15 protein-coding genes and 2 pseudogenes are annotated in these 18,848 nt (G+C 62.8%); 7 read left to right on the forward strand and 10 right to left on the reverse strand.

The genetic code is table 11. The features are described 5' to 3' along the window. Positions 1 to 3: 3 nt before the first annotated feature. The 8 genes and pseudogenes from AB5I78_RS18450 to AB5I78_RS18485 all read right to left on the reverse strand — a co-directional run. A pseudogene (locus AB5I78_RS18450) lies at positions 4 to 474 on the reverse strand (sorbosone dehydrogenase family protein); the annotation flags it as partial. A 47-nt stretch (positions 475 to 521) separates the two neighbouring features. After that, positions 522 to 1,457 (reverse strand): pyridoxamine 5'-phosphate oxidase family protein, encoded by a 936-nt coding sequence (locus AB5I78_RS18455; RefSeq protein WP_369300964.1) that lies wholly within the window; start codon positions 1,455 to 1,457, stop codon positions 522 to 524. 80 nt (positions 1,458 to 1,537) lie between these two features. Beyond that, complete coding sequence (locus tag AB5I78_RS18460; RefSeq protein ID WP_369300965.1) at positions 1,538 to 2,422, reverse strand: LysR family transcriptional regulator; 885 nt, start codon at positions 2,420 to 2,422, stop codon at positions 1,538 to 1,540. Then, the gene (locus tag AB5I78_RS18465; RefSeq protein ID WP_369300966.1) at positions 2,422 to 3,342 is read right to left on the reverse strand and encodes a LysR family transcriptional regulator; all 921 of its coding nucleotides are present in this window, start codon (positions 3,340 to 3,342) and stop codon (positions 2,422 to 2,424) included. Before AB5I78_RS18465 ends, AB5I78_RS18460 begins: the two co-directional genes overlap by 1 nt. A 29-nt stretch (positions 3,343 to 3,371) precedes the next feature. Further along, positions 3,372 to 4,004, reverse strand: coding sequence for a glutathione S-transferase family protein (locus tag AB5I78_RS18470; protein ID WP_369300968.1), 633 nt, complete (start codon positions 4,002 to 4,004; stop codon positions 3,372 to 3,374). A gap of 103 nt (positions 4,005 to 4,107) precedes the next feature. Further along, positions 4,108 to 4,335: pseudogene (locus AB5I78_RS18475) on the reverse strand (LysR family transcriptional regulator); the annotation flags it as partial. Positions 4,336 to 4,588: 253 nt separating this feature from the next. After that, positions 4,589 to 5,380, reverse strand: coding sequence for an iron export ABC transporter permease subunit FetB (fetB, locus tag AB5I78_RS18480; protein ID WP_369300969.1), 792 nt, complete (start codon positions 5,378 to 5,380; stop codon positions 4,589 to 4,591). Next, positions 5,377 to 6,054, reverse strand: coding sequence for an ATP-binding cassette domain-containing protein (locus AB5I78_RS18485; protein WP_262210257.1), 678 nt, complete (start codon positions 6,052 to 6,054; stop codon positions 5,377 to 5,379). The genes fetB and AB5I78_RS18485 overlap by 4 nt, the downstream gene beginning before the upstream one ends. Before the next feature lie 131 nt (positions 6,055 to 6,185). Between AB5I78_RS18485 and AB5I78_RS18490 the strand changes: the two genes are divergently transcribed. Together AB5I78_RS18490 and AB5I78_RS18495 are read left to right on the forward strand one after the other, a co-directional pair. Beyond that, positions 6,186 to 7,262 carry an aldo/keto reductase gene (locus tag AB5I78_RS18490; protein WP_369300970.1) on the forward strand — a complete coding sequence of 359 codons (1,077 nt, stop codon included), beginning with the start codon at positions 6,186 to 6,188 and terminating at the stop codon, positions 7,260 to 7,262. A gap of 266 nt (positions 7,263 to 7,528) precedes the next feature. After that, complete coding sequence (locus AB5I78_RS18495) at positions 7,529 to 8,734, forward strand: DUF1835 domain-containing protein (RefSeq protein ID WP_369300971.1); 1,206 nt, start codon at positions 7,529 to 7,531, stop codon at positions 8,732 to 8,734. Here AB5I78_RS18495 and AB5I78_RS18500 read toward each other — a convergent pair. Beyond that, a complete protein-coding gene (locus AB5I78_RS18500; protein ID WP_370004782.1) occupies positions 8,720 to 9,835 on the reverse strand; it encodes a catalase family protein in 1,116 nt (371 codons plus the stop codon). The genes AB5I78_RS18495 and AB5I78_RS18500 overlap by 15 nt on opposite strands. A 232-nt stretch (positions 9,836 to 10,067) precedes the next feature. Here AB5I78_RS18500 and AB5I78_RS18505 point away from each other — a divergent pair, with 232 nt between their 5' ends. Continuing rightward, positions 10,068 to 12,425 carry an FdhF/YdeP family oxidoreductase gene (locus AB5I78_RS18505; protein WP_369300973.1) on the forward strand — a complete coding sequence of 786 codons (2,358 nt, stop codon included), beginning with the start codon at positions 10,068 to 10,070 and terminating at the stop codon, positions 12,423 to 12,425. On the opposite strand, the gene AB5I78_RS18510 is transcribed toward AB5I78_RS18505, so the two are convergent. Continuing rightward, positions 12,368 to 12,889 (reverse strand): chemotaxis protein CheY, encoded by a 522-nt coding sequence (locus AB5I78_RS18510; RefSeq protein WP_262210266.1) that lies wholly within the window; start codon positions 12,887 to 12,889, stop codon positions 12,368 to 12,370. The genes AB5I78_RS18505 and AB5I78_RS18510 overlap by 58 nt on opposite strands. A 220-nt stretch (positions 12,890 to 13,109) precedes the next feature. Here AB5I78_RS18510 and AB5I78_RS18515 point away from each other — a divergent pair, with 220 nt between their 5' ends. Genes AB5I78_RS18515 through AB5I78_RS18530 form a run of 4 tightly spaced genes read left to right on the forward strand, consistent with a single transcriptional unit; the run spans position 13,110 to position 18,824 of the window. After that, positions 13,110 to 13,781, forward strand: coding sequence for a molecular chaperone (locus tag AB5I78_RS18515; RefSeq protein WP_369300975.1), 672 nt, complete (start codon positions 13,110 to 13,112; stop codon positions 13,779 to 13,781). Between the two features lie 50 nt (positions 13,782 to 13,831). Then, entirely contained in the window at positions 13,832 to 14,788 is a 957-nt protein-coding gene (locus AB5I78_RS18520; protein ID WP_242199229.1) for a fimbrial protein, read from the forward strand. A gap of 57 nt (positions 14,789 to 14,845) precedes the next feature. After that, positions 14,846 to 17,644 carry an ATP-binding protein gene (locus AB5I78_RS18525; protein WP_369300976.1) on the forward strand — a complete coding sequence of 933 codons (2,799 nt, stop codon included), beginning with the start codon at positions 14,846 to 14,848 and terminating at the stop codon, positions 17,642 to 17,644. After that, positions 17,631 to 18,824: an EAL domain-containing protein gene (locus AB5I78_RS18530; RefSeq protein WP_106578938.1), complete on the forward strand. Its 1,194-nt coding sequence runs from the start codon at positions 17,631 to 17,633 to the stop codon at positions 18,822 to 18,824. Before AB5I78_RS18525 ends, AB5I78_RS18530 begins: the two co-directional genes overlap by 14 nt. The last annotated feature ends 24 nt before the right edge of the window (positions 18,825 to 18,848 follow it).

Below are 18,848 nucleotides of genomic sequence, written 5' to 3' on the forward strand. Positions count from 1 at the left end.
CGTTCAAGGGGTGCGCTGCGCCACCCGCCACACCTTGTTGCCCACATCGTCTGCCACCAGCAACGCGCCTTGTAACCGGCCTGCGGGTTGCGGTTCCACGAACCCTGTTCACCGACAAACACGCCATCGGCGAACGCCGTTGGTAATCGGGCACCTGGTGGCTGCCAATTTCGTCACGCTCGTTGACCACTGTCCACAGTTGGGTGGAGCCAGGCTTCCAGATGGCGGCGCGGCGTTCTTCGGCGTCGAGGACGTTTTCACCGACATTGCTGTTGGAGCCCACCGTCACATAGAGCCGCGTGCCGTCCGGGTTGGCCAGCAGGTTTTTGGTCCAGTAATGGTTGATCCCGGCCGGCAGCCCGGTGACCTTTACCGGCGTGGCGTCTATGTGGGTCTGGCCCGAGGTAACGCCACCTTGACCACCGCGTCAGCGTTGCCGATGTACAGCTCATCACCCACCAGCGCCATGCCGAAGCATGCGCTTGGCCGGCTTGTGACAACCACTCCGGCCGCTCTGCAAATCACAGCCAACGGCCCATCGCCAGGCTGAACGGCGAGAACTCGGCAAACTGCCAGCGCAACGCCAGCGCTGCCGGGCGCCGTACCGCATGCTCCACGGTCAGCGTCCATAACCGCTGCGCACCGTCGAACATGGCCACTTCGGGGCCGCTGAGGATCAGCGCGGTGCGCCCGGCAATCTGCAGCACGTCGCCCGATTCGAAATCGATAAACAACAGCCCAGCCACCGGGTTGGCCGACAGGTTGCCCAGGGTGTTGAAGAACAGATTGCCGGCGAAGTCGGGAATGGTCAGCACATTGCCGTCGACGCGCACGAAGCCGGTGTTGCCGCCGCGATGGGAGACGTCCACCGAGCGTGCGCCCTCCTCGTCAACGTAGCTTGCGACAAAGAAGGTGTCAGCGTTGCGGATCAGGTGTTGCGCGGCGTCATCCAGCCCGTTCAGGGGCTCGACCAAGGTGCCGGGTTTGCGCGCGATGCCCTCGACCGGGCGTTGTTGAATGTACTTGGGGCAGTTGCCGAACGTGTGCACCACCTCGACCGAAAAGCCAGCGTGACCAAGGCTGCCCACGCGCCCGTTCATGCGGTTGCGGCGGCGGGTAGTGAGGTCGATGCCCAGCAGGCCCACGGACGCACCGCGGTGTAACGCAGCCAGCGCCGGGTCGCCCTTGGACGGCAAGCTGTCGATCTGCAAGGTGTGCGGGTCGGGTGAATGGGCAAACCCCGGCGCGCCTTCGAGCAGCGTCGCCCAAGGGATGCCTTGCGCATCCACCACCGCGAGCATCAAGTAGGGCAACAGCGGATAAAAATCCCGATGCTGCTCCGGCAAATGGTCGCGGATCACCTTGGGCCCCACGACCGCCATGCGCTCGGCAACGCCGGCGCTTTGCTGCATCTGCCGTTCGCCGGCATGCCAGGGGGAGGGTTCGATCAGGTTCATGGCGCACACCTCAGTGTTGGATGGGTGAATGCTGCGCTCTGTCGCCCATCGAGAGAATGCCCACGCTTGGCAATCCAGCATTACGCCAACTGAAACGCCGGATGGTCACGCAGCGCTGCCACGCAGTGATCGACAAAACTGCGCACGCGCATCGGCGCGTTGCGGCCTTCGCGGTACACCACGTGCACCGCCAGCGCCGGCGGTTCAAAGGCCGGTAGCAGGCGACGCAACTGGCCGCTCGCCAACTGGTCATGCACCGGGTAGCTGAGGCAGCGAATCAGCCCCGCACCGTGCACGGCGGCATTGATCGCGCCTTGCACCGTGGTGCAACTCAAGCGTGCGCGCGCCTTCAATGAGCCGCCTTTGAAGCCCCAGTCAACCTGATCGGCACTGGCGATCAGGCGATGCTGCTTGAGGTCGTCGGGATGCGCCGGCTCGCCGTGAGCGGCCAGGTAGTCGGGGCTGGCGCAGAGAATCGGGCGCACCTGCCCTACCCTGCGGGCGATCAGTGACGAACTGGGCAGTTCACCGACCAGGATTGCCACGTCCAGCCCCTCTTCATGCAGGTTGGGGTAATAGTCGTGATAGCGGGCAACGAGACGCACGTCGGGGTAACGCTCCATATAGCCAGCCAACACCGGCGCCATGACGTAGCGGCTGAACAGAAACGGCAGAAAGATTTGCAGGTTGCCCTGAGGCTGCGCGTGCAAACCCTGGGCCGAGGCTTCGGCGGCGTCCACCGCGGCCAGCAGGCGCACGCAGTCGGCCAGGTAGGCGCTGCCCGCGTCGGTCAGGCTCACACCTCGCGTACTGCGTTGCAGCAACTGCGCGTGCAGGCGTGCCTCCACACGCGTAATCGCACGCATCAGCGTCGGGTTGGAGACATGTGCGTGACGGGCCGCCGAGGCCAGGCTCGGTTGCCCGGCGAGCGCCGCAAACAGCTGCATGTCGCGATAACGCTGCATCAGCTGCGCCGCTTCAGCGCCGGGTTCAGGGCCGCGTCCTGCCCGAGGCGCTGAGTGAGAAAGTCGACAAAGGTATGAATTTTGGCCGGCACCCGCGCGCTCTTCTGGAACACCACCTGGATCGGCAGCGGCGCCGGCTCGAAATCCTCCAGCACAATTTCCAGCTCCCCCGCCGCCACCGCCGCCGCGACTTGATAGGACAGCACCCGCGTCATGCCCCAACCCAACCGCGCCAGGTTGATCGCCGCGTTATTGGCCGTGACCACCAGACGCGGCTCGATAGGCACGGTCAGCGGTTGGCCGCCCTCGATAAACCGCCACTCACTCACCAACTGGCTGGAGGACGACGTGACAATCTTCGCTTCACGCAGTTGCTCCGGCCGCGCCGGCCTGCCGTGCTGGTCGAGATACCCTGGCGCAGCACACACTACGCGGCGCACTTCACCCACCTTGATTGCCTGCTGCCCGGGCTCGTGCAGATGGCCGATGCGCACGGCCACCTCCACGCCTTCATCGACCATGTTCACCACGCGGTCGACCAGCAAGGCGTTGATGTTCACCTGCGGAAAACGGTCCAGGTAATCGCCCAGCACCGGCGCCACATACAACTCGCCAAACAGCACGGGCGCGGTGAGCGTCAGGTGACCGCGCGGGATGGAATAACTGCCTGCCGCCGCGTCCTCGGCCTCGTTCAGTTCGGCGAGGATGCGTCGGCAATCTTCCAGGTAGCGCTGGCCGGCTTCGGTCAGGTGCAGGCTGCGCGTGGTGCGCGCCAGCAGTTGTGTGCCGATGCGTTGCTCCATGGCGGCAATGGCCCGGGTCACGCTGGGCGGCGAGGTTTTCAGGCGGCGTGCGGCAGCGGCGAAGCCCGCCTCCTCGGCGACCGCGAGAAATACCTGCATTTCATGAAATCGGTCCATCGGCGCTCACTCTTCTGGCCACAGATCATTTACGGCGCTTGCAGCCCCACTGCTGTGCGCGGCATGCCGACAAAGCCTGGCAAGGCCTCGATGCTGGCGAGCCAGGCGCGTACCTGAGGGTAGTCGGCCAGCGACACATTGCCTTCCGGCGCGTGGGCGACGTAGGTGTAGAAGGCAATATCGGCAATACTCGGCTGCTCGCTGGCCAGGAAGCGGCTCTGGCCCAGTTGCTGCTCCACCAGCCTCAGCAGCGCGTGCGAGCGACTGATGGCGCTGACGGTATCAACCTCAGCGCCAAACACCACGGCCAGTCGCGCGGCCGCCGGCCCGGCGTGAAGTTGACCGGCGGCGGCCGACAGCCAGCGCTGCACGCGCGCCTGGCCGACAGGATCACTCGGCAGCCATTGGCCGTCGCCGTAGGTGTTCGCGAGGTAGACCAGAATCGCATTGGAATCGGCCAACACCGTGCCGTTGTCATCAATCACCGGCACCTGGCCGAAGTGGTTGAGGCGGGCCATAAAGTCCGGGGACTTCTGCGCGCCCTGCTTGAGGTCTACCAGAATAAACTCGCGGGGCAGCCCCAGCAGCGACAACATCAGTTCCACCCGATGGGAGTGGCCGGACAGCGGGAAACCATACAGTTTGATTGCAGGCTGGGACATGAAAGGCTCCAAGGATGAGGTATCGACGCCGCCATGTTCCACCGCTGCGCTGATCGAGGGAATCATCAGGATTTACAATCCAGCATTTCACCGGACGAAACAATCACTGCGCGAATAATTCCATGATCAGGCTGAACAGCGTGATCTTCACCGCGCTGCCCAGCTCGGTCCAGGCCAGTCCGGTGCTGGCCTCATACGCCCCCAGCTCGAGGTGACGCGACACGCAATTGGCCGGCAGCGCGCGCGCCGCCTGTTGTAGCAACACCCCGACGCCCAACCCGGCAGACCCCAGCGCGAGCATGGTGGTGAACTCGCCCAGCTCCGAGGCGATGTTCTCCCACACCGTGCCGTTCGGTGATGCGGTGCAGGCATTTGAGCTGGCGGCGGACAAGACCCAGGCGATGAAGGTGGTGCTGGACTTTGGTGTGGCGGATCTGGATTGAGCCCTTCCCGCCAAACCCTGGAGGAGCTGTCGGGCTTCAGCGAGGCTGTGATAGCGGTGGTTCAGTCAGCTTATTCGGCGACTGATACACCGTTATCGCAGGCAAGCCAGCGCCCACATTTGGGCGGTGCTGGCTGCTGTGTCAGCGCTCTTGCAGCCGGTCGCGCAAAAACCGGTGGTGGGTGGAAAACAGCCGCCGGTAGGTGAGCAACACCGCCCCTACCGTGCCCAATGCCGACGACGCGGCGATCAGAAACATGATCACGATCTGATACCGCACCGCGTCCACCGGGCTCTCTCCCGCCAGTACCTGGCCGGTCATCATGCCGGGCAGGCTGACGATGCCAACCACCGTCATCTGGTTCAGCGTCGGGATCATCCCGGCGCGTACTGCCTGGCGGATGGCTTCCTGCGCGGCTTCCCAGCGCGAACCGCCCAACGCCAGGATCATCTCGATGGTGTTGCGCCCCGAGGTCAGTTCCTGGGTCATGCGCTCGATGCCCAGTGACACGCCGGTCAGGGTATTGCCAAGGATCATCCCCAGAATCGGGATCGCATACTGCGGCTCGTACCACGGGTGGATGCGGATCACCGCAAACAAACCCACCGCCGTGACCAGCCAGGAGCTGCCCCACACCGACAGGATGCTGTCGACCCGTTGCCCGCGATAGGTCCTGCGCCCACGCCCGGCCGCCGACAGGCCGGCGATCAAAGTCATCGCGCACATCAGCGGCAGCACCACGTACCAGTAGGCAAACTCGAACACCCAGCCCAGCAGATAACCGATGGCCAACAACTGCACCACCGTGCGCACCGCCGCCGACAGCAACTGGCGACCCAGGCCCAGGCGCAACAGCAAAGACAGCGCGCCGTTGATCAGGATCAGCGAGGCGGCGATGCCCATGTCCAGCGCGGTGAGGTTTTGATAGTTCATGGTTGGGCCACTGCGCTCAGCACGCCGGCGCTCATCTGCAAGTGGATGGCGCTCATGCGTTGGGCCTGATCAAGGTCGTGGGACACCCAGATGAAAGCACGCGAGGTGTCGCCGGCAAACCAGGCGTCGATCAGCGCTTCCACATCACGGGAAGACGTAGGATCAAGGGCCGCTGTGGGTTCGTCGAGCAACAGCACTTCGGGGTTGAGTTGCAGCGTGCGGATCAGCGCGACCACCTGGGCTTCACCGCCCGACAGGTCACCGGCATTTTTGTGCAGAAAGTCCGCCGTTTTCCCGGCATGCCCGAGCAGCGTGGTGACCGCCTGCAGGTCGAAGCGGCGCTTGCGCAACGTCTTGAGGCTGAACGGGAAACGCAGGTTGTCTTGCACCGTGCCCTCAAGCAGCGCAGGGCGTTGCGACAGGTAGCTGATGTGGCTGCGGTAGTGGGGAATTTCGGCATTGGCAACGGGCTGGCCATTCCACAGAATCTGCCCCGCGGTGGGCGCATCCAGCAGCGCCAGCGCACGCAGGAACACGCTTTTGCCGGAGCCGGAAGAGCCGGTGATCGACACGCGGTCGGCGCTGTTCAAGGTAAAGTCTGTCGGCTCAAGCAAGGCCACTTGGCGACGCTCGTCCACGCGCGTGAGGGCGCGGGTTTCTATCAGTGCGCTCATGGACGCGGTGTTCCTCTTAAATCCTGTTGGGCGCAATGGTGCGGCAGGTGCACGAAGATTTCATGAAAAAATTCAAACTATCGCCGTTCATGTCGTTCACACCTTCACGTGCAATGTAAACAGGAGGCGACATGCAATACCGACAACTGGGCCATTCAGGCCTGCTGGTGTCCGAAATCATCCTGGGCACCGTGCCCTTCGGCGGCCGCGCCGAGTTTGAAAAGTGCGGCGCGGTGGACGTGCCGCAGGCCAAGCGCATGTTCGACATCGCGTTCGACGCCGGCGTGAATATGGTCGACACCGCCGACCTCTACTCCCACGGCCTGGCCGAAGAAGTGGTGGGCAAGGCCTTGGGCGACAAACGCCACGACATCCTGTTGGCCACCAAGGGCCGCAGCCCGGTGGACAAGAACCCGAACAACTCCGGTTCCTCGCGCTACCACTTGATCCGCGCCTGCGAAGCCAGCTTGAAGCGCCTGGGCACCGACCACATCGACCTGTACCAATTGCACAATTGGGACGGCATGACGCCCATCGAGGAAACCCTCGAAGCGCTGCGCCTGTTGGTCGGTTCGGGGAAGATCCGCTACTTCGGCACCAGCAACTTCACGGCCTGGCAAATGATGAAAACCCTGGGCAAGGCCGAGCTGCACGGCATGCTCAAGCCCATCACCCAGCAGATTTACTACACGCCGGAATCGCGCGAAGCCGAATATGAACTGCTGCCGCTGGCGCTCGACCAGTCCGTTGGCACGCTGGTATGGGGGCCGATGGGCGAAGGCCTGCTGACCGGTTCGACGCGGCGCGGGCACAAACCACCGGCCACTACCCGCCAAGGCAGTGACTGGCCGGAACCCTATGTGCATGACCAGGAACGCGCGCTGGATATCATCGAAACCCTCGCCGCCGTAGGCGACGAGCACGGTGTATCGGTGGCGCGCACTTGCCTTGCGTGGCTCAAGGATCGCCCGGGCATTACCTCGCTGATCGTCGGCGCCCGCACCGAAACACACTTGCGCGACAACCTTGCGGCGACCGAACTGAAACTCACCGAAGAACAGTCTTCACGCATCGAGGCGGTGACGCGGCGACAGCCGTTGTATCCGTACTGGCATCGCTTCACCGCCGGGATCGACCGTTTTGACCCGGCGGAGCAGCCGTTCCTGGCCGAGCATCAAAAGACCATGGATGCGCGCAAGGACAAGTAAGAGCAACACAACAAAAAGGTGGGAGCGGGCTTGCCCGCGAAAGCGGTGGTTCGGTCAGCACATTGGCTGACTGACACCGCGCTGTCGCGGGCAGGCCCGTTCCCACACGTGCAGGGTTGCACTGAGCGCCAATGCTGCCTATATTTCCCGCCTGGCGCTCTCTACGCCACCTTCCGCGGAAAGGGCTGCGCCCAAGACACTCACGCTGCATTTCATTTCTACGACTCCCAACCTTAAAGCGGAAAAGGTATGTGCAAGGAGATCGTATGTCGCAACGCCCTGTATCCTCCAACACCGATGGCCGTCTTAACCTTGAGCAGCAGCGCAAGCGCGCCAAGGAACTGTTGCCGCGCCTGAAAAGCCAGGACCCCACCGCCACGTTGTCCCAGGCCCAATGGCACGTCGCCCGGCAACTGGGTTTCAGCAGTTGGCCCAAGCTCAAGGCGCACGTCGACGCCCTCGACTTCGCCGCCCGCCACCCCGCGTTTGAGGCCAGCGATGAAGCCCGCACCACCCACTGGCGTTGCGGCAGCGACATTGCCCACACCCTGCAGGTGGCGGGGTTCAAAGGCCAGTTCCAAATGCTCACCGATCCGCTGTGCATGGGGCCGGTGCGTGACCTCCCCGGCGACGCGTTCCGTGCGATGCGCAGCGCGTTTATCAGCCAGGCGTTCGCCCTGGACCCCACCGAAGCCGCGCGACGCATCAGTGATGAATACCACCAGCTTGAGGCCTTGGCCGACGCCGATCACAGCGTGCTGTGGTGCGAGGCGGATGCCTATGACCAGCTGTTCCTGATCCGTGCGTTGGCCGGGCTTGAGCAGGCACCGCGCAAGCTCGAGCTGATCGAAGTGCACCGCATTCCCGGCGTCGAGCGGTTTATCGGCATTGGCCAACTGGCACCCGACGTCCTCGCGTGGTTATGGCCACAGCGCCGGTTGATCGACGATGAGGCCGTGCAACTGGCCAAGCAGGCCTGGTCGGCTTATTGCAATCCCTCACCGGTCGACTGGGCGCAGGTGGCTCACGGCAACCACCGCACCCTGCCCTTGCTCGCGCCCGCGCTGACGCGCCAATTGCAGGAGCTGCCAGGCAGGCGCGATGGTTTGTCACTCACCGAACGCTTGTCCCTGCAGTACATCGCCGAAGCCGGGCCCGTGCCCTTTGGCCGGGTGTTCGCAGAACTGATGGCCAAGCGTGAGCCGCTGCCGTTTCTGGGCGACATGATGTTCCATGCGTTGTTGCGCCCGTTGATCGATGGTGACGCGCCGTTACTGGTCGAAACTGCAACCGAGCACGATTGGCCGCGTCGCCCACTCGCACTGACCCCACTGGGGCAAGCGGTGCTGAACGCCGACGCCTATTGGCTGGACCACGCCAGCCATACGCGTTGGGTTGGCGGGGTGTGTCTGGAACCCCGCCAACCCCATTGGACGCTGGATGACGACCATCAACCTTTATGGCGTGGTTGACGGCCGCGGTTCGTGGATCGGGCACCCGTTGTGCTCGGCCCTGAACCCGGACGACATCTCGTAAGCCGGTTTACGCACGCGCATTACTCCGCCCAACGGGCGGTGCGCCGCCAGCCCGTGCCACGGGCTGAAGGCCATGCCGTCGTCGATTTTCTGGACGTTTTCAGGGCTCCAGGCCGCCTGCGGCTCGAGGTCGATGCGCGCCACGGTCACGTACGGGCTGAGGTCCTCGGGCCATTGCACGGAAGCATCCTCGATGGGCATTTTTTCCAGGTCAGTGGCCAATTGCACGCGCACCTCCCAGGTTCCGCCGCTCTGGGCAAAATAAGCCTCGACGGCTGCGCGCAGGCCGTCGGGGTTGTCGCCAAAGTCCACGTGCAAGTCGGTCAATGCCGTCAGGTTGGACGACACCGGCACCACAGCGACTTTGGCGTAGTAAGGGCCATAGAGCATCGGCACCACGCTGGAAAAGCTCTCGCCAAGAATATGGGTCTGCGGATGGCCGCCGAGGCTTTTCAGCGTGCCGCTTTCGCCGCCCATGGATTCAAGGGTGGCTTCCACGCCTCGCAGCAGCGCCGAGAAGGCTTTTTTCATGCCCGGCGCTTTGTCAGTGGTCTTGGCCAACAATTTCAGGGTTTTCAAAAAAGCCTTGGGCGTTGCGGCCGTGAAGGCCTTGGCGTTTTGCATGACGAAATCCTGGGTGACCTCGCCATCACTGCCCGGCAATCGCGGGCCGTCCACGCCGACGATCTTGATTGCCAGCCCGCGGGGCGTGGACACCTTGTCATCGAGAATATCGCCCGGGTTGGTCGAAAAGCGCAGGTACACCGGCAACCTCACCGGTTTGGCAAACGCGCCCTGGGCCAGTGTGGCGGGCAGGTTTTCCAGCACGCTGATGTGCCCGCGCAGCAGGCCATGGGCCTTGGCGTGGACACTGCGAGTGGCGTGGCCACTGTCGCGAAAGGTCGTTTCCATGATGCCGTGCAGCGCTTCGGCCAGCTCCTTGCTGGTCTGCGCTTCATCATCGGGAATCTGTTCGAAGGACGGCTCAAAAGCCAAAGGCTGAATCGCTGGGTTGACTACAGGTAGGTCGTTCATCAGGCGTCTCTCCGCTCGGCAAGGTATTCACGGCAGGCTTTTTTAATAGGCAGCGACGACTGAATAAATGCGGCCGTCTTGATTGATAGGGCCGAGGCAGAGAAACGGATGTTCAACAAATCCGCACGGCGTCGGACGAGCGGTTAGCCTGCCGCCCGGAAGCCCACTCGAACCTTTTGCCAAGCGTACTCGTCGTAACGTTATCCCTCACCGATAAAGCCCTCAGGTGCAGCCCATGCTCATCTATCCAAAAGCCCACTTTCACCCCTACACCCACGCGAGCGGCGGCTGGGGCTCGGCGCAGTCGGTGATGAAAATCCTCTGGCGCGAGCAAGCCTTTGCCAAGGCCACCAAAGCGCTGCTCAAACAGAACAAGCCCGATGGCTTCGCGTGCGTCAGTTGCGCCTGGGCCAAACCCGGCAAGCCACATGCCCTGGAGTTCTGCGAAAACGGCGCCAAGGCCACGGCCTGGGAACTGACCTCGCTCAAGACCTCACCTGCGTTCTTCGCCGAACACTCACTCAGTGAACTGCGCCAATGGTCTGACTACGCACTGGAGCAACACGGTCGACTGACCCATCCGATGCGCTACGATGCGGCCACCGACCGCTACCGCGAAACGCCATGGGAGGAGGCTTACCGCGAGATCGGCGCGCAATTGCAAACGCTGCAACCCGACAGCGTGGTGTTTTACGCCTCGGGCCGCGCCTCGCTGGAAACCTCGTTCATGTACCAGCTGTTCGCCCGGGCCTATGGCACCAACAACCTGCCCGACAGTTCGAACATGTGCCACGAAAGCACCTCGGTCGGCTTGCAGGAAAGTATCGGCATCCCTGTCGGCAGCGTGACGCTGGAAGATTTCGAGCACACCGACTGCCTGTTTTTCTTCGGCCAGAATGTCGGCAGTAATGCCCCGCGCATGCTTCACCAGTTGCAGGATGCGCGCAAACGCGACGTGCCGATCATCACCTTCAACCCCTTGCGCGAACGCGGACTGGAACGCTTCGTCAACCCGCAATCACCGGTAGAAATGCTCACCCCCGAATCCACCGTGATCAGTACCCAGTATCACCAGGTGGCGATCGGTGGCGACACGGCCGCCCTGCTCGGCCTGGCCAAAGTGCTGCTGGAGCTGGACGACCAGGCGCAGCGCGACGGGCGTGCGCCGGTACTCGACTACGCCTTTATCGCCGAACACACCGAAGGCTTCGAGGCGTTTGCGGCGATGGTTCGCGCCGCGCAGTGGCCAACCATCGAGCGCCGCTCCGGCCTGAGCCGCGGAGCCCTGGAAGCGGCTGCGCAGGTGTATGCGCGCAGTAACCGGGTCATGATGATCTACGGCATGGGCCTGACCCAGCATCGGCACGGGGTGCAAAACGTGCAGATGCTGGTGAACCTGTTGCTGATGCGCGGCAATTTCGGCAAGCCGGGCGCAGGCATCTGCCCGGTGCGCGGCCACTCCAATGTGCAGGGCCAGCGCACGGTGGGCATTACCGAAGACCCGAAAAAAGTCCCGGTCGAGCTGATCGAGCAGCAGTTCGGCTTCAAGGTGCCGGAGCAAATGGGCCTGTGCACGGTGGACGCCTGCGAAGGCATTCTGGCCGGGCGTGTGCGCGGCTTCATCGGCCTGGGCGGCAACTTCCTGCGCGCGATTCCCGACACGTCGCGCATGGAGCCGGCCTGGCAAACCTTGCAACTCAATGTGCAGATCGCGACCAAACTCAATCGCACGCACTTGCTGCCCGCGCAACACCAGTGGCTGCTGCCGTGCCTGGGGCGTATCGAAATCGACCGGCAGCAGGGTGTCGAGCAAACCTGGGCCACCGAGGACAGCACCGGCTGCATCCACGGCTGGCATGGCAGCGCCGAACCGGTCAGCGCCCACGTGCGCGCCGAGGCCAGCATCGTCGCCGGCCTGGCCCAGGCCACGTTGCCAGCGGGCGGCTCGATTGACTGGCAGGGCTGGAGCGCGGACTACTCAAAAGTGCGCAGCGCCATCAGCCTCATCTACCCGCAGATCTTCCACGACATGGAAACCCGCATGGCCGAACCGGGAGGTTTTCACCGCCCCATCGCCGTTGCGCAGCGCGAATGGCTGACCGAAAGCGGCAAGGCACAGTTCGTGCTGCCCGCCACGCTCAATGAAGACGATGACGTCAACACCGATGTGCTGGCGCGTGACGTGCTGCAACTGATGACGCTGCGCAGCAACGACCAGTTCAACACCACGATCTATGGCTACGAGGATCGCTTTCGCGGCATCAGTGGCACGCGCGAGGTGATCTTCATGCACCGCAACGATATCGCGCGGCTGGGTTTCGAGAACGGTCAGGGGGTGATGTTGACCACCGCCATAGAGCCTGAGGTCAAGCGCCAGGTCGGCCCGCTGGAAATCGTTGCGTATGACATCCCCGAAGGCTGCGCCGCGGCGTACTACCCCGAATGCAACCCGCTGGTGCCGCTCTGGCACCACGCCGAACGCAGCAAGGTGCCGGCGGCCAAATCGGTGCCGATACGCCTGAGCCTGCCGGTTGATCAACGCTTGGGCGAGAGCCCGACGGCGCAGGCCACCACCGCCGGATCGCCCTGGTAGATCGCGCGTGGCGCCGCTGACGGCACGCTGGTCCGGCTGTCAACAGCGCGCAGCACCGGGCGTTCGACGGTTGGCAGGCTATGGTCCGGATCGACCACTTCCATGCAGCGACGCAGCGAGTTGAAATCCGGCGATTGCGACAGCGACAAGTGCAGGGTCTGGCTGACCGATACCGACACCACCGAGCTTTGCGCACATTGCCCGTCGTAGATCAGCGTGTGGCGAATCAGCGGGTTGTCATGGCAATACTTCAACAGGTTGACCTGCCGCGAGTGCACCAGCGCGGTGTTGATGATCAACAGGTCGAACGCCACAACGCCCGAACGTGTCAGTACCTGCAGTTCGTCGAACGAGCTCAAGGGGACGATACGGTGATAGCCCAGCTGGTTGAGCATTTTCTCGATCTTGATCCGTTGCAGAATGTCTGCATCGGCAATCAGAAGGCGTAACGCTTTATTGGACATAGGTAAACCTGACAGTTGGGCATCCGCGTCGATCATTCAACGCTGACCACGTTACCTGTCAGGGGTGAAACCTGACTTTAAGGCGATTCTGAAACGGTAACCGGGTACAGCCGCGCACTTTTAAGAATCGCCTGAAAGCCCCCGCTGCGCCCTGCCCCTACCATGGGCCGCGTTCCCCCACGCTCCCATGGATTCATCTGTGCTCATGTTTTTACTCAGAATGATGATTTTAGCCTGCGGATTGCTGGCCCTTGCACCGCCGCCTGCCAGCGCCGCGCTGAAGGTCGAAGGCACGCGCCTGATCTATTTCGGCCACGACCGCGAAGCCAACATCGGCGTGGTCAACCAAGCTGCACGGGAGGTGGTGGTGCAAACCTGGATCAGCGGCGAGGACGAAGCCAGCAGCCACAGCGTGCCGTTTGCCGCCACCGAGCCGTTGGTGCAACTGGGCGCCGGCGAGCATCATCAGTTACGCATCCTGTATGCCGGTGAAGGGTTGCCCAGCGACCGTGAATCGCTGTTCTGGCTGAACATCATGGAGATCCCGCTCAAGCCGGAAGACCCCAACAGCGTGCAATTTGCGATACGCCAGCGGCTCAAGCTGTTCTATCGGCCACCCGCGCTCAAAGGCGGCTCGGCCGACGCGGTGCAGCAGTTGCAATGGCGCAGCAACGATGGGCGCACCGTCACGGTCAGCAATCCCAGCGCCTTTCACCTGTCGCTGGTGAACCTGCAAACCGACGGCCAGGTGCTCAGTGATTACCTGCTGCTCAAGCCTTTCGAGCGCAAAACCCTGACCGCGCCAGGCCCGTTGCCCAAAGGCACCACCCTCCACTTCACCGAAATCACCGATATCGGTTTGCAAGCCCGCCACAGCGCGGCGCTCAACTGATGGTTCGCGGGGTATTTGCACCAATGTCACTCACCAAACGAATGCTACCCATGCTGCTGTGGGCCTGCGCAGTCCTGCCCGCCACCAGCCATGCGCTGGCCTGCCGTGAGGACGGCAGCGACTCGATCATTACCAAGGAAGCCTTGGGCACCGCCCTGGCGGTGGCGGCCGATGCGCCAAACGGCAGCATTATCTGGGAGTCCGGCCCACGCTCCACCAATGTGATTTGCAAAGATGACTACTACTACGGCCGCGAGGAAATCTACTTCTACGTCAACCCGGCCAACGTCAGCATCGGCACGGGTATCCGCGTGGGTATTCGCTATAACAACCAGCCGATCACCCAAAGTACCGGCAAGGTCGGCACCGGGTTCTTTTCCGACCGCGGCTGCAACCTGACCAACTGCAAAGGCTGGGAAAAGGCGCGCTTCACCCTCAACTTCAGCGTATTCATCGAGAAATACGACCCGACGCCTCCCAGTGGCCAGGCCAGTACCCTGACCGAGTATCGGGTGTTCCAGCTGGACGGCGTGCGCGGGCTGAACTCAAGGCCCAACAGCAACTTCAACTACGTGGTCACCGGCATGAACGGCATCCGCTTCGTGCCCTGTACCCCCGAGCTGACGATCAGCCCCAGCGTGGTCAGCTTCCCGATGCCCTCGCGCAAGTTTGCAATCGGCGAAGTCGCCAGCACCGCAAACTTCAGCTTGAACCTGCGCAAAGGCTGCGACACGCCTTATACCGTCAGCGCGCGCTTCGCCACCACGCCGGGTGGCGGCAGTGTGATCAATGGGTTGCTGGTACCGGACAACAATAAATCGGTGGGCATCGCCCTGTCCCGCGCCGAGAGCCAACAACAATTGCCGTTCGACAATTGGTTCACGCTGCAGAACCTCATGGGCCTGGGCCAGAGCCACGACGAATTCCGCGCCGATTTGAAATGGCGCACCCTGCCGATTCCCGGCGCATTCGACGCCGCGGTGGTGGTGGATATGTATTACAAATAGCTGATTTTTAAGGATCGTCTTATGCCACGCGACACGGCCGACGCTTAAAGTCCGCCGATGCGATTGAAAAGTTATCTGCTCCAGATCAACCCCGTCCTCTCCCGACCCGAAGCAGCCAGAAGGCTGCTTCGTATTTTCGCGACCGTGCTGCTCATCGGCATCCTCAGCGGCGTTTACACCTTTCTGCTGTCCACCTTCAACAACGATATTTCCCAACGCCGTGGCTACATGAGCAGCGCCATCGCCGAAGCCCATACGTTTTTCACCAACCGCGAGGCGCTGCTTGAAAGCCTCAGCCTCTCGGCGGTGCGCAAGCAGTCGAGGATTTACCCCTCCTCTCCCGAAGAAGAGCATGTGCAGCTGGGCGACACGCCGGGCAACCAGTGGAGCATCTGGCTGACGGCACGCCTGCGCGACTACCTCAAGGCCAAGCAACTCAACCTGCTGTACGTGAACGCCGGCCCTACCCCGCAGGTGACACGGGTGTATGACGCGACCGCGCAAGTCCTGCCGATTTCCAAGTGCATGCTCAACCGCCTCAAGGCCTTGCAGCACAGCGATCCGTCCACCCTCAACGAGTTGTGGCTGAGCGACCGCACCGAACACCATTCGCACCTGTACATATTCATCCGTCTGGACCGCCAAGACCCCACTTCCGGCTGGCTGGGTCTGGAAATGGAAAGCCGTGAAGTGTCCTCGACCCTCAGCGACCAGAGCGCCGGCGAGTTCATGATGCTCAACTCCCAGGGCATGCTGGTATTTACCAACAGCGACGACACGCAGATGCGCCAGCAACACCTCAGGCCCAAGGAAGAAAGCTTTTTCGGCTTTGTCGGCAACGGCTTGCTGCCCGATCACCTGGTGATCCGCAAGCACCTGAAATCCTCGGACTGGCAGTTGATGTATTCCATCGACCTGCGCGCGGTGGTCACCGGCTTGTGGAAACAGCTACTGGGTTCGCTGCTGTTCTGCCTGTTCAGCCTGACGCTGATCTGGCTGGTGATGCGCCGCGTCGACCAGCGCTTCATCATTCCCTCGATCCATCGCATCCAGGCGCTGATCGAAAGCGAGGCGTTCGGCCGCGATGTGATCCAGACCGCGCCTGTCGCCCTGTGTGTACTGCGCCGCACCGACGGCCAGGTGGTGCTGGAAAACACCCTGGCCCAGCAATGGCTGGGCCACGGCCCGGAGCGCGAGGCGTTGCGCGCCTGTTGGATCGCGCAGGCCTACGCCGGTGAGCCGTCCGAACGCAGCGATTACTTTGAAACCATCGACGGCCGTCACCTGTACCTGAGCAGCGCACCGACCCGCTACAGGGGCGAGGACGTGCTGTTTTGCGCCTTCAGCGATATCAGCGCACGCAAACAAGTGGAAGCGGCGCTGGAAGAAGCGCGGCAGTCGGCAGACGCCGCCAACGCCGCCAAGACCTTGTTCCTGGCGACCATGAGCCATGAAATCCGCACGCCGCTGTACGGCGTGCTCGGCACCCTGGAATTGCTGGCGCGCACACAACTGGACGCCCAGCAGAAAGACTATCTGCAGGCCATCGAAGGGTCTTCCTCGACCTTGCTGCAACTGATCTGCGACGTGCTCGATGTGTCGAAGATCGAAGCCGGGCAGCTGGCTCTTGAAATGAGCGAGTTTTCGCCGCTGGACCTGGTCCACGAAATCATTCAGGGCTACGCCGCGGCCGCCCAGGGCAAAGGTTTGCAGCTGTATGCCTGCTTCGACCCGAAGTTGCCGGAACGGCTGATCGGCGACGTGACACGCATCCGCCAGATTCTCAACAACCTGCTCAACAACGCCGTGAAGTTCACCGACTATGGGCGCGTGGTGCTGCGCGTCAAAGTGCTTGGCCGCGATGGCGAGCGCTCCAGTGTGTTGTGGCAAGTCTCGGACACCGGCAAAGGCATCGCCCAGGAAGACCAGGCGATGATTTTCGAGCCCTTCTACCAGAGCGAAGGCAACACTAACGTGGTTGCCGGCACCGGCCTGGGCCTGCCGATCTGCCAGCGCCTCACCGAATTGATGAACGGTAATATCCGCATGGTCAGCGAACTGGGCCTGGGCAGCAGCTTCAGCCTGATCCTGCCGCTGGAAGAAGCGCCGACGCCACCGATGACCCCGCTGCTGGCCGAGACGATCTACGTGGTGTCGCCCATCCCGGAACTGGCGCATTCGATCAGCGGCTGGCTGCGCCGCTGGGGTGCACGCGCTCAGACCGGGCTGCCGACGCTGCCGGAAAGCCATCTGCTGCTGCAAGTGCATCCCGGCAGCGTCGATCCATCGCTGGCGCCCGAGTGGCCGGGCCCGGTGATTCACGTCAGCAGCCATGCCTGCACCGCGCTGGAGGCCGAGGCCGGCGCCTGGCACGTCAACCTCAACCACTTGGGCGCTGTTCATCAGGCCGTGAGCCAGGCCCAGGGGCTGTGGGTGGCCCGCGCCGGTGAGCAGACGCGTCAGCGTGACTTGAACAAACTCAACCTGCACCTGCTGGTGGCCGAGGACAACATCATCAACCAGCTGATTTTGCGTGACCAACTCGAAGAGCTCGGCTGCACCGTGGAGCTGGCGGCCGATGGTCAGGAAGCGTTGCAGCTGTACACCGCCGGCAACTTCGACGTGGTGCTGACGGACGTGAACATGCCCCACATCAACGGCTATGAACTGGCGCGCGAACTGCGTCGTCAGGGCTGCCCGTTGCCGATTATCGGGGCCACCGCCAACGCCATGCGCGGCGAGGCCGACCTGTGCCTGGCCGCCGGCATGAACCATTGCCTGGTCAAACCCTTTGCGTTGCGGGCTCTATTCAACTCCCTGGCGCCTTATGCACGGATCACCCATGAAGCCCCTTAGTATTTTGATTGTTGAGGACCATCCCCTGCAGCACATCTACCTGCAGCACCTGCTCAGTGAGTTGGGGGATTTCATGCTCGAAACCGCCGAGGACGGTAAAGAAGCGCTGGAGCGTCTGCGCCAGCGCGATTTTGACCTGGTACTGACCGACCTGCTGATGCCCGGCATGGACGGCGTGCAGTTTATCCAGTGCCTGGCCAGCCTGCGCTGCAAGCCGGCGCTGGCGATCATGAGCGCGGCGTCGCGGCGCATGCTGATGGCGGCCAGCCTGGTGGCGAAAAACCTCGATGTGGAAGTGATCGGGCTGATCTCCAAACCGGTCGCCGCAGACGCCCTGCGCAGCCTCGTCGACCAACTCAGGAACACAGTGCGCAAGCCCTCCCCCGAATTGCCCGAGCACCTGGACATCGACCGCCACACCCTGGTGCACGCCATGAGCAGCGGCCAGCTGCAGGCCTGGTTCCAACCGAAAAAGTCCCTCGCCAACGGCCGCATCGTCGCCGCCGAAGCCCTGGTGCGCTGGATGCATCCCGAGCAAGGCGTGATGCTACCCGCCGCGTTCCTGCCGGCGATCAAGGCATTCGAGCTGGAGGAGCGATTGTTGTGGGTGGTGCTCAAACAGGCGATCCACGCCCAGGAACGCTGGCGCCAGCGTGGCTACGAAATACCGGTGTCGATCAACTTGCCCACGCACCTGCTCAACAGCCATGACCTGGCCGACCGCTTGCTGGAATTTGTGCTGCACCACGACGGCATTCCGGGAATGATCTGCTTCGAACTGATGGAATGCTCGGTGCCCCAGGACATCAGCAACTTCTACGCCGGCGCCTGCCGCCTGCGCATCAAGGGCTTCGGCCTGTCCCAGGATGATTTCGGCAAGGGCTACAGCTCGTACTTGAACCTGGTCTCCACGCCGTTTACCGAATTGAAGATAGACCAGGCACTGGTGCAGGGCTGCCACGACAACGAGGGCATGGCGCAGGCCCTGGCAAGCATCATCGCGCTGGGCCGCAAACTTGGTCTCACGGTGGTGGCTGAAGGGGTGGAAACGCCGCAGCAACTGGCTCTGCTGCGCAAGGTCGACTGCAATCAGGTGCAGGGTTTCCTGATTTCACACGCGGTCTCTTCAGAACAATTTCAACAACTTCTGAACAATGATGGCCCCGCGACATCTCACTAGCTGACGGCCGCGGATAATCTGTTC

This window comes from Pseudomonas sp. N2-3-1-14, assembly GCF_041228395.1.
Classification (GTDB): Bacteria; Pseudomonadota; Gammaproteobacteria; order Pseudomonadales; family Pseudomonadaceae; genus Aquipseudomonas.

Bases quoted from the DNA above. Each gene is read 5' to 3' on its own strand.
- AB5I78_RS18490 (WP_369300970.1), top strand. From the start codon at position 6,186: ATGCAATACCGACAACTGGGCCATTCAGGCCTGCTGGTGTCCGAAATC.
- AB5I78_RS18485 (WP_262210257.1), bottom strand. From the start codon at position 6,054: ATGAGCGCACTGATAGAAACCCGCGCCCTCACGCGCGTGGACGAGCGT.
- AB5I78_RS18455 (WP_369300964.1), bottom strand. From the start codon at position 1,457: ATGAACCTGATCGAACCCTCCCCCTGGCATGCCGGCGAACGGCAGATG.
- AB5I78_RS18495 (WP_369300971.1), top strand. From the start codon at position 7,529: ATGTCGCAACGCCCTGTATCCTCCAACACCGATGGCCGTCTTAACCTT.
- AB5I78_RS18530 (WP_106578938.1), top strand. From the start codon at position 17,631: ATGAAGCCCCTTAGTATTTTGATTGTTGAGGACCATCCCCTGCAGCAC.
- fetB (WP_369300969.1), bottom strand. From the start codon at position 5,380: ATGAACTATCAAAACCTCACCGCGCTGGACATGGGCATCGCCGCCTCG.
- AB5I78_RS18470 (WP_369300968.1), bottom strand. From the start codon at position 4,004: ATGTCCCAGCCTGCAATCAAACTGTATGGTTTCCCGCTGTCCGGCCAC.
- AB5I78_RS18510 (WP_262210266.1), bottom strand. From the start codon at position 12,889: ATGTCCAATAAAGCGTTACGCCTTCTGATTGCCGATGCAGACATTCTG.
- AB5I78_RS18525 (WP_369300976.1), top strand. From the start codon at position 14,846: ATGCGATTGAAAAGTTATCTGCTCCAGATCAACCCCGTCCTCTCCCGA.
- AB5I78_RS18465 (WP_369300966.1), bottom strand. From the start codon at position 3,342: ATGGACCGATTTCATGAAATGCAGGTATTTCTCGCGGTCGCCGAGGAG.
- AB5I78_RS18505 (WP_369300973.1), top strand. From the start codon at position 10,068: ATGCTCATCTATCCAAAAGCCCACTTTCACCCCTACACCCACGCGAGC.
- AB5I78_RS18515 (WP_369300975.1), top strand. From the start codon at position 13,110: ATGATGATTTTAGCCTGCGGATTGCTGGCCCTTGCACCGCCGCCTGCC.
- AB5I78_RS18460 (WP_369300965.1), bottom strand. From the start codon at position 2,422: ATGCAGCGTTATCGCGACATGCAGCTGTTTGCGGCGCTCGCCGGGCAA.
- AB5I78_RS18520 (WP_242199229.1), top strand. From the start codon at position 13,832: ATGCTGCTGTGGGCCTGCGCAGTCCTGCCCGCCACCAGCCATGCGCTG.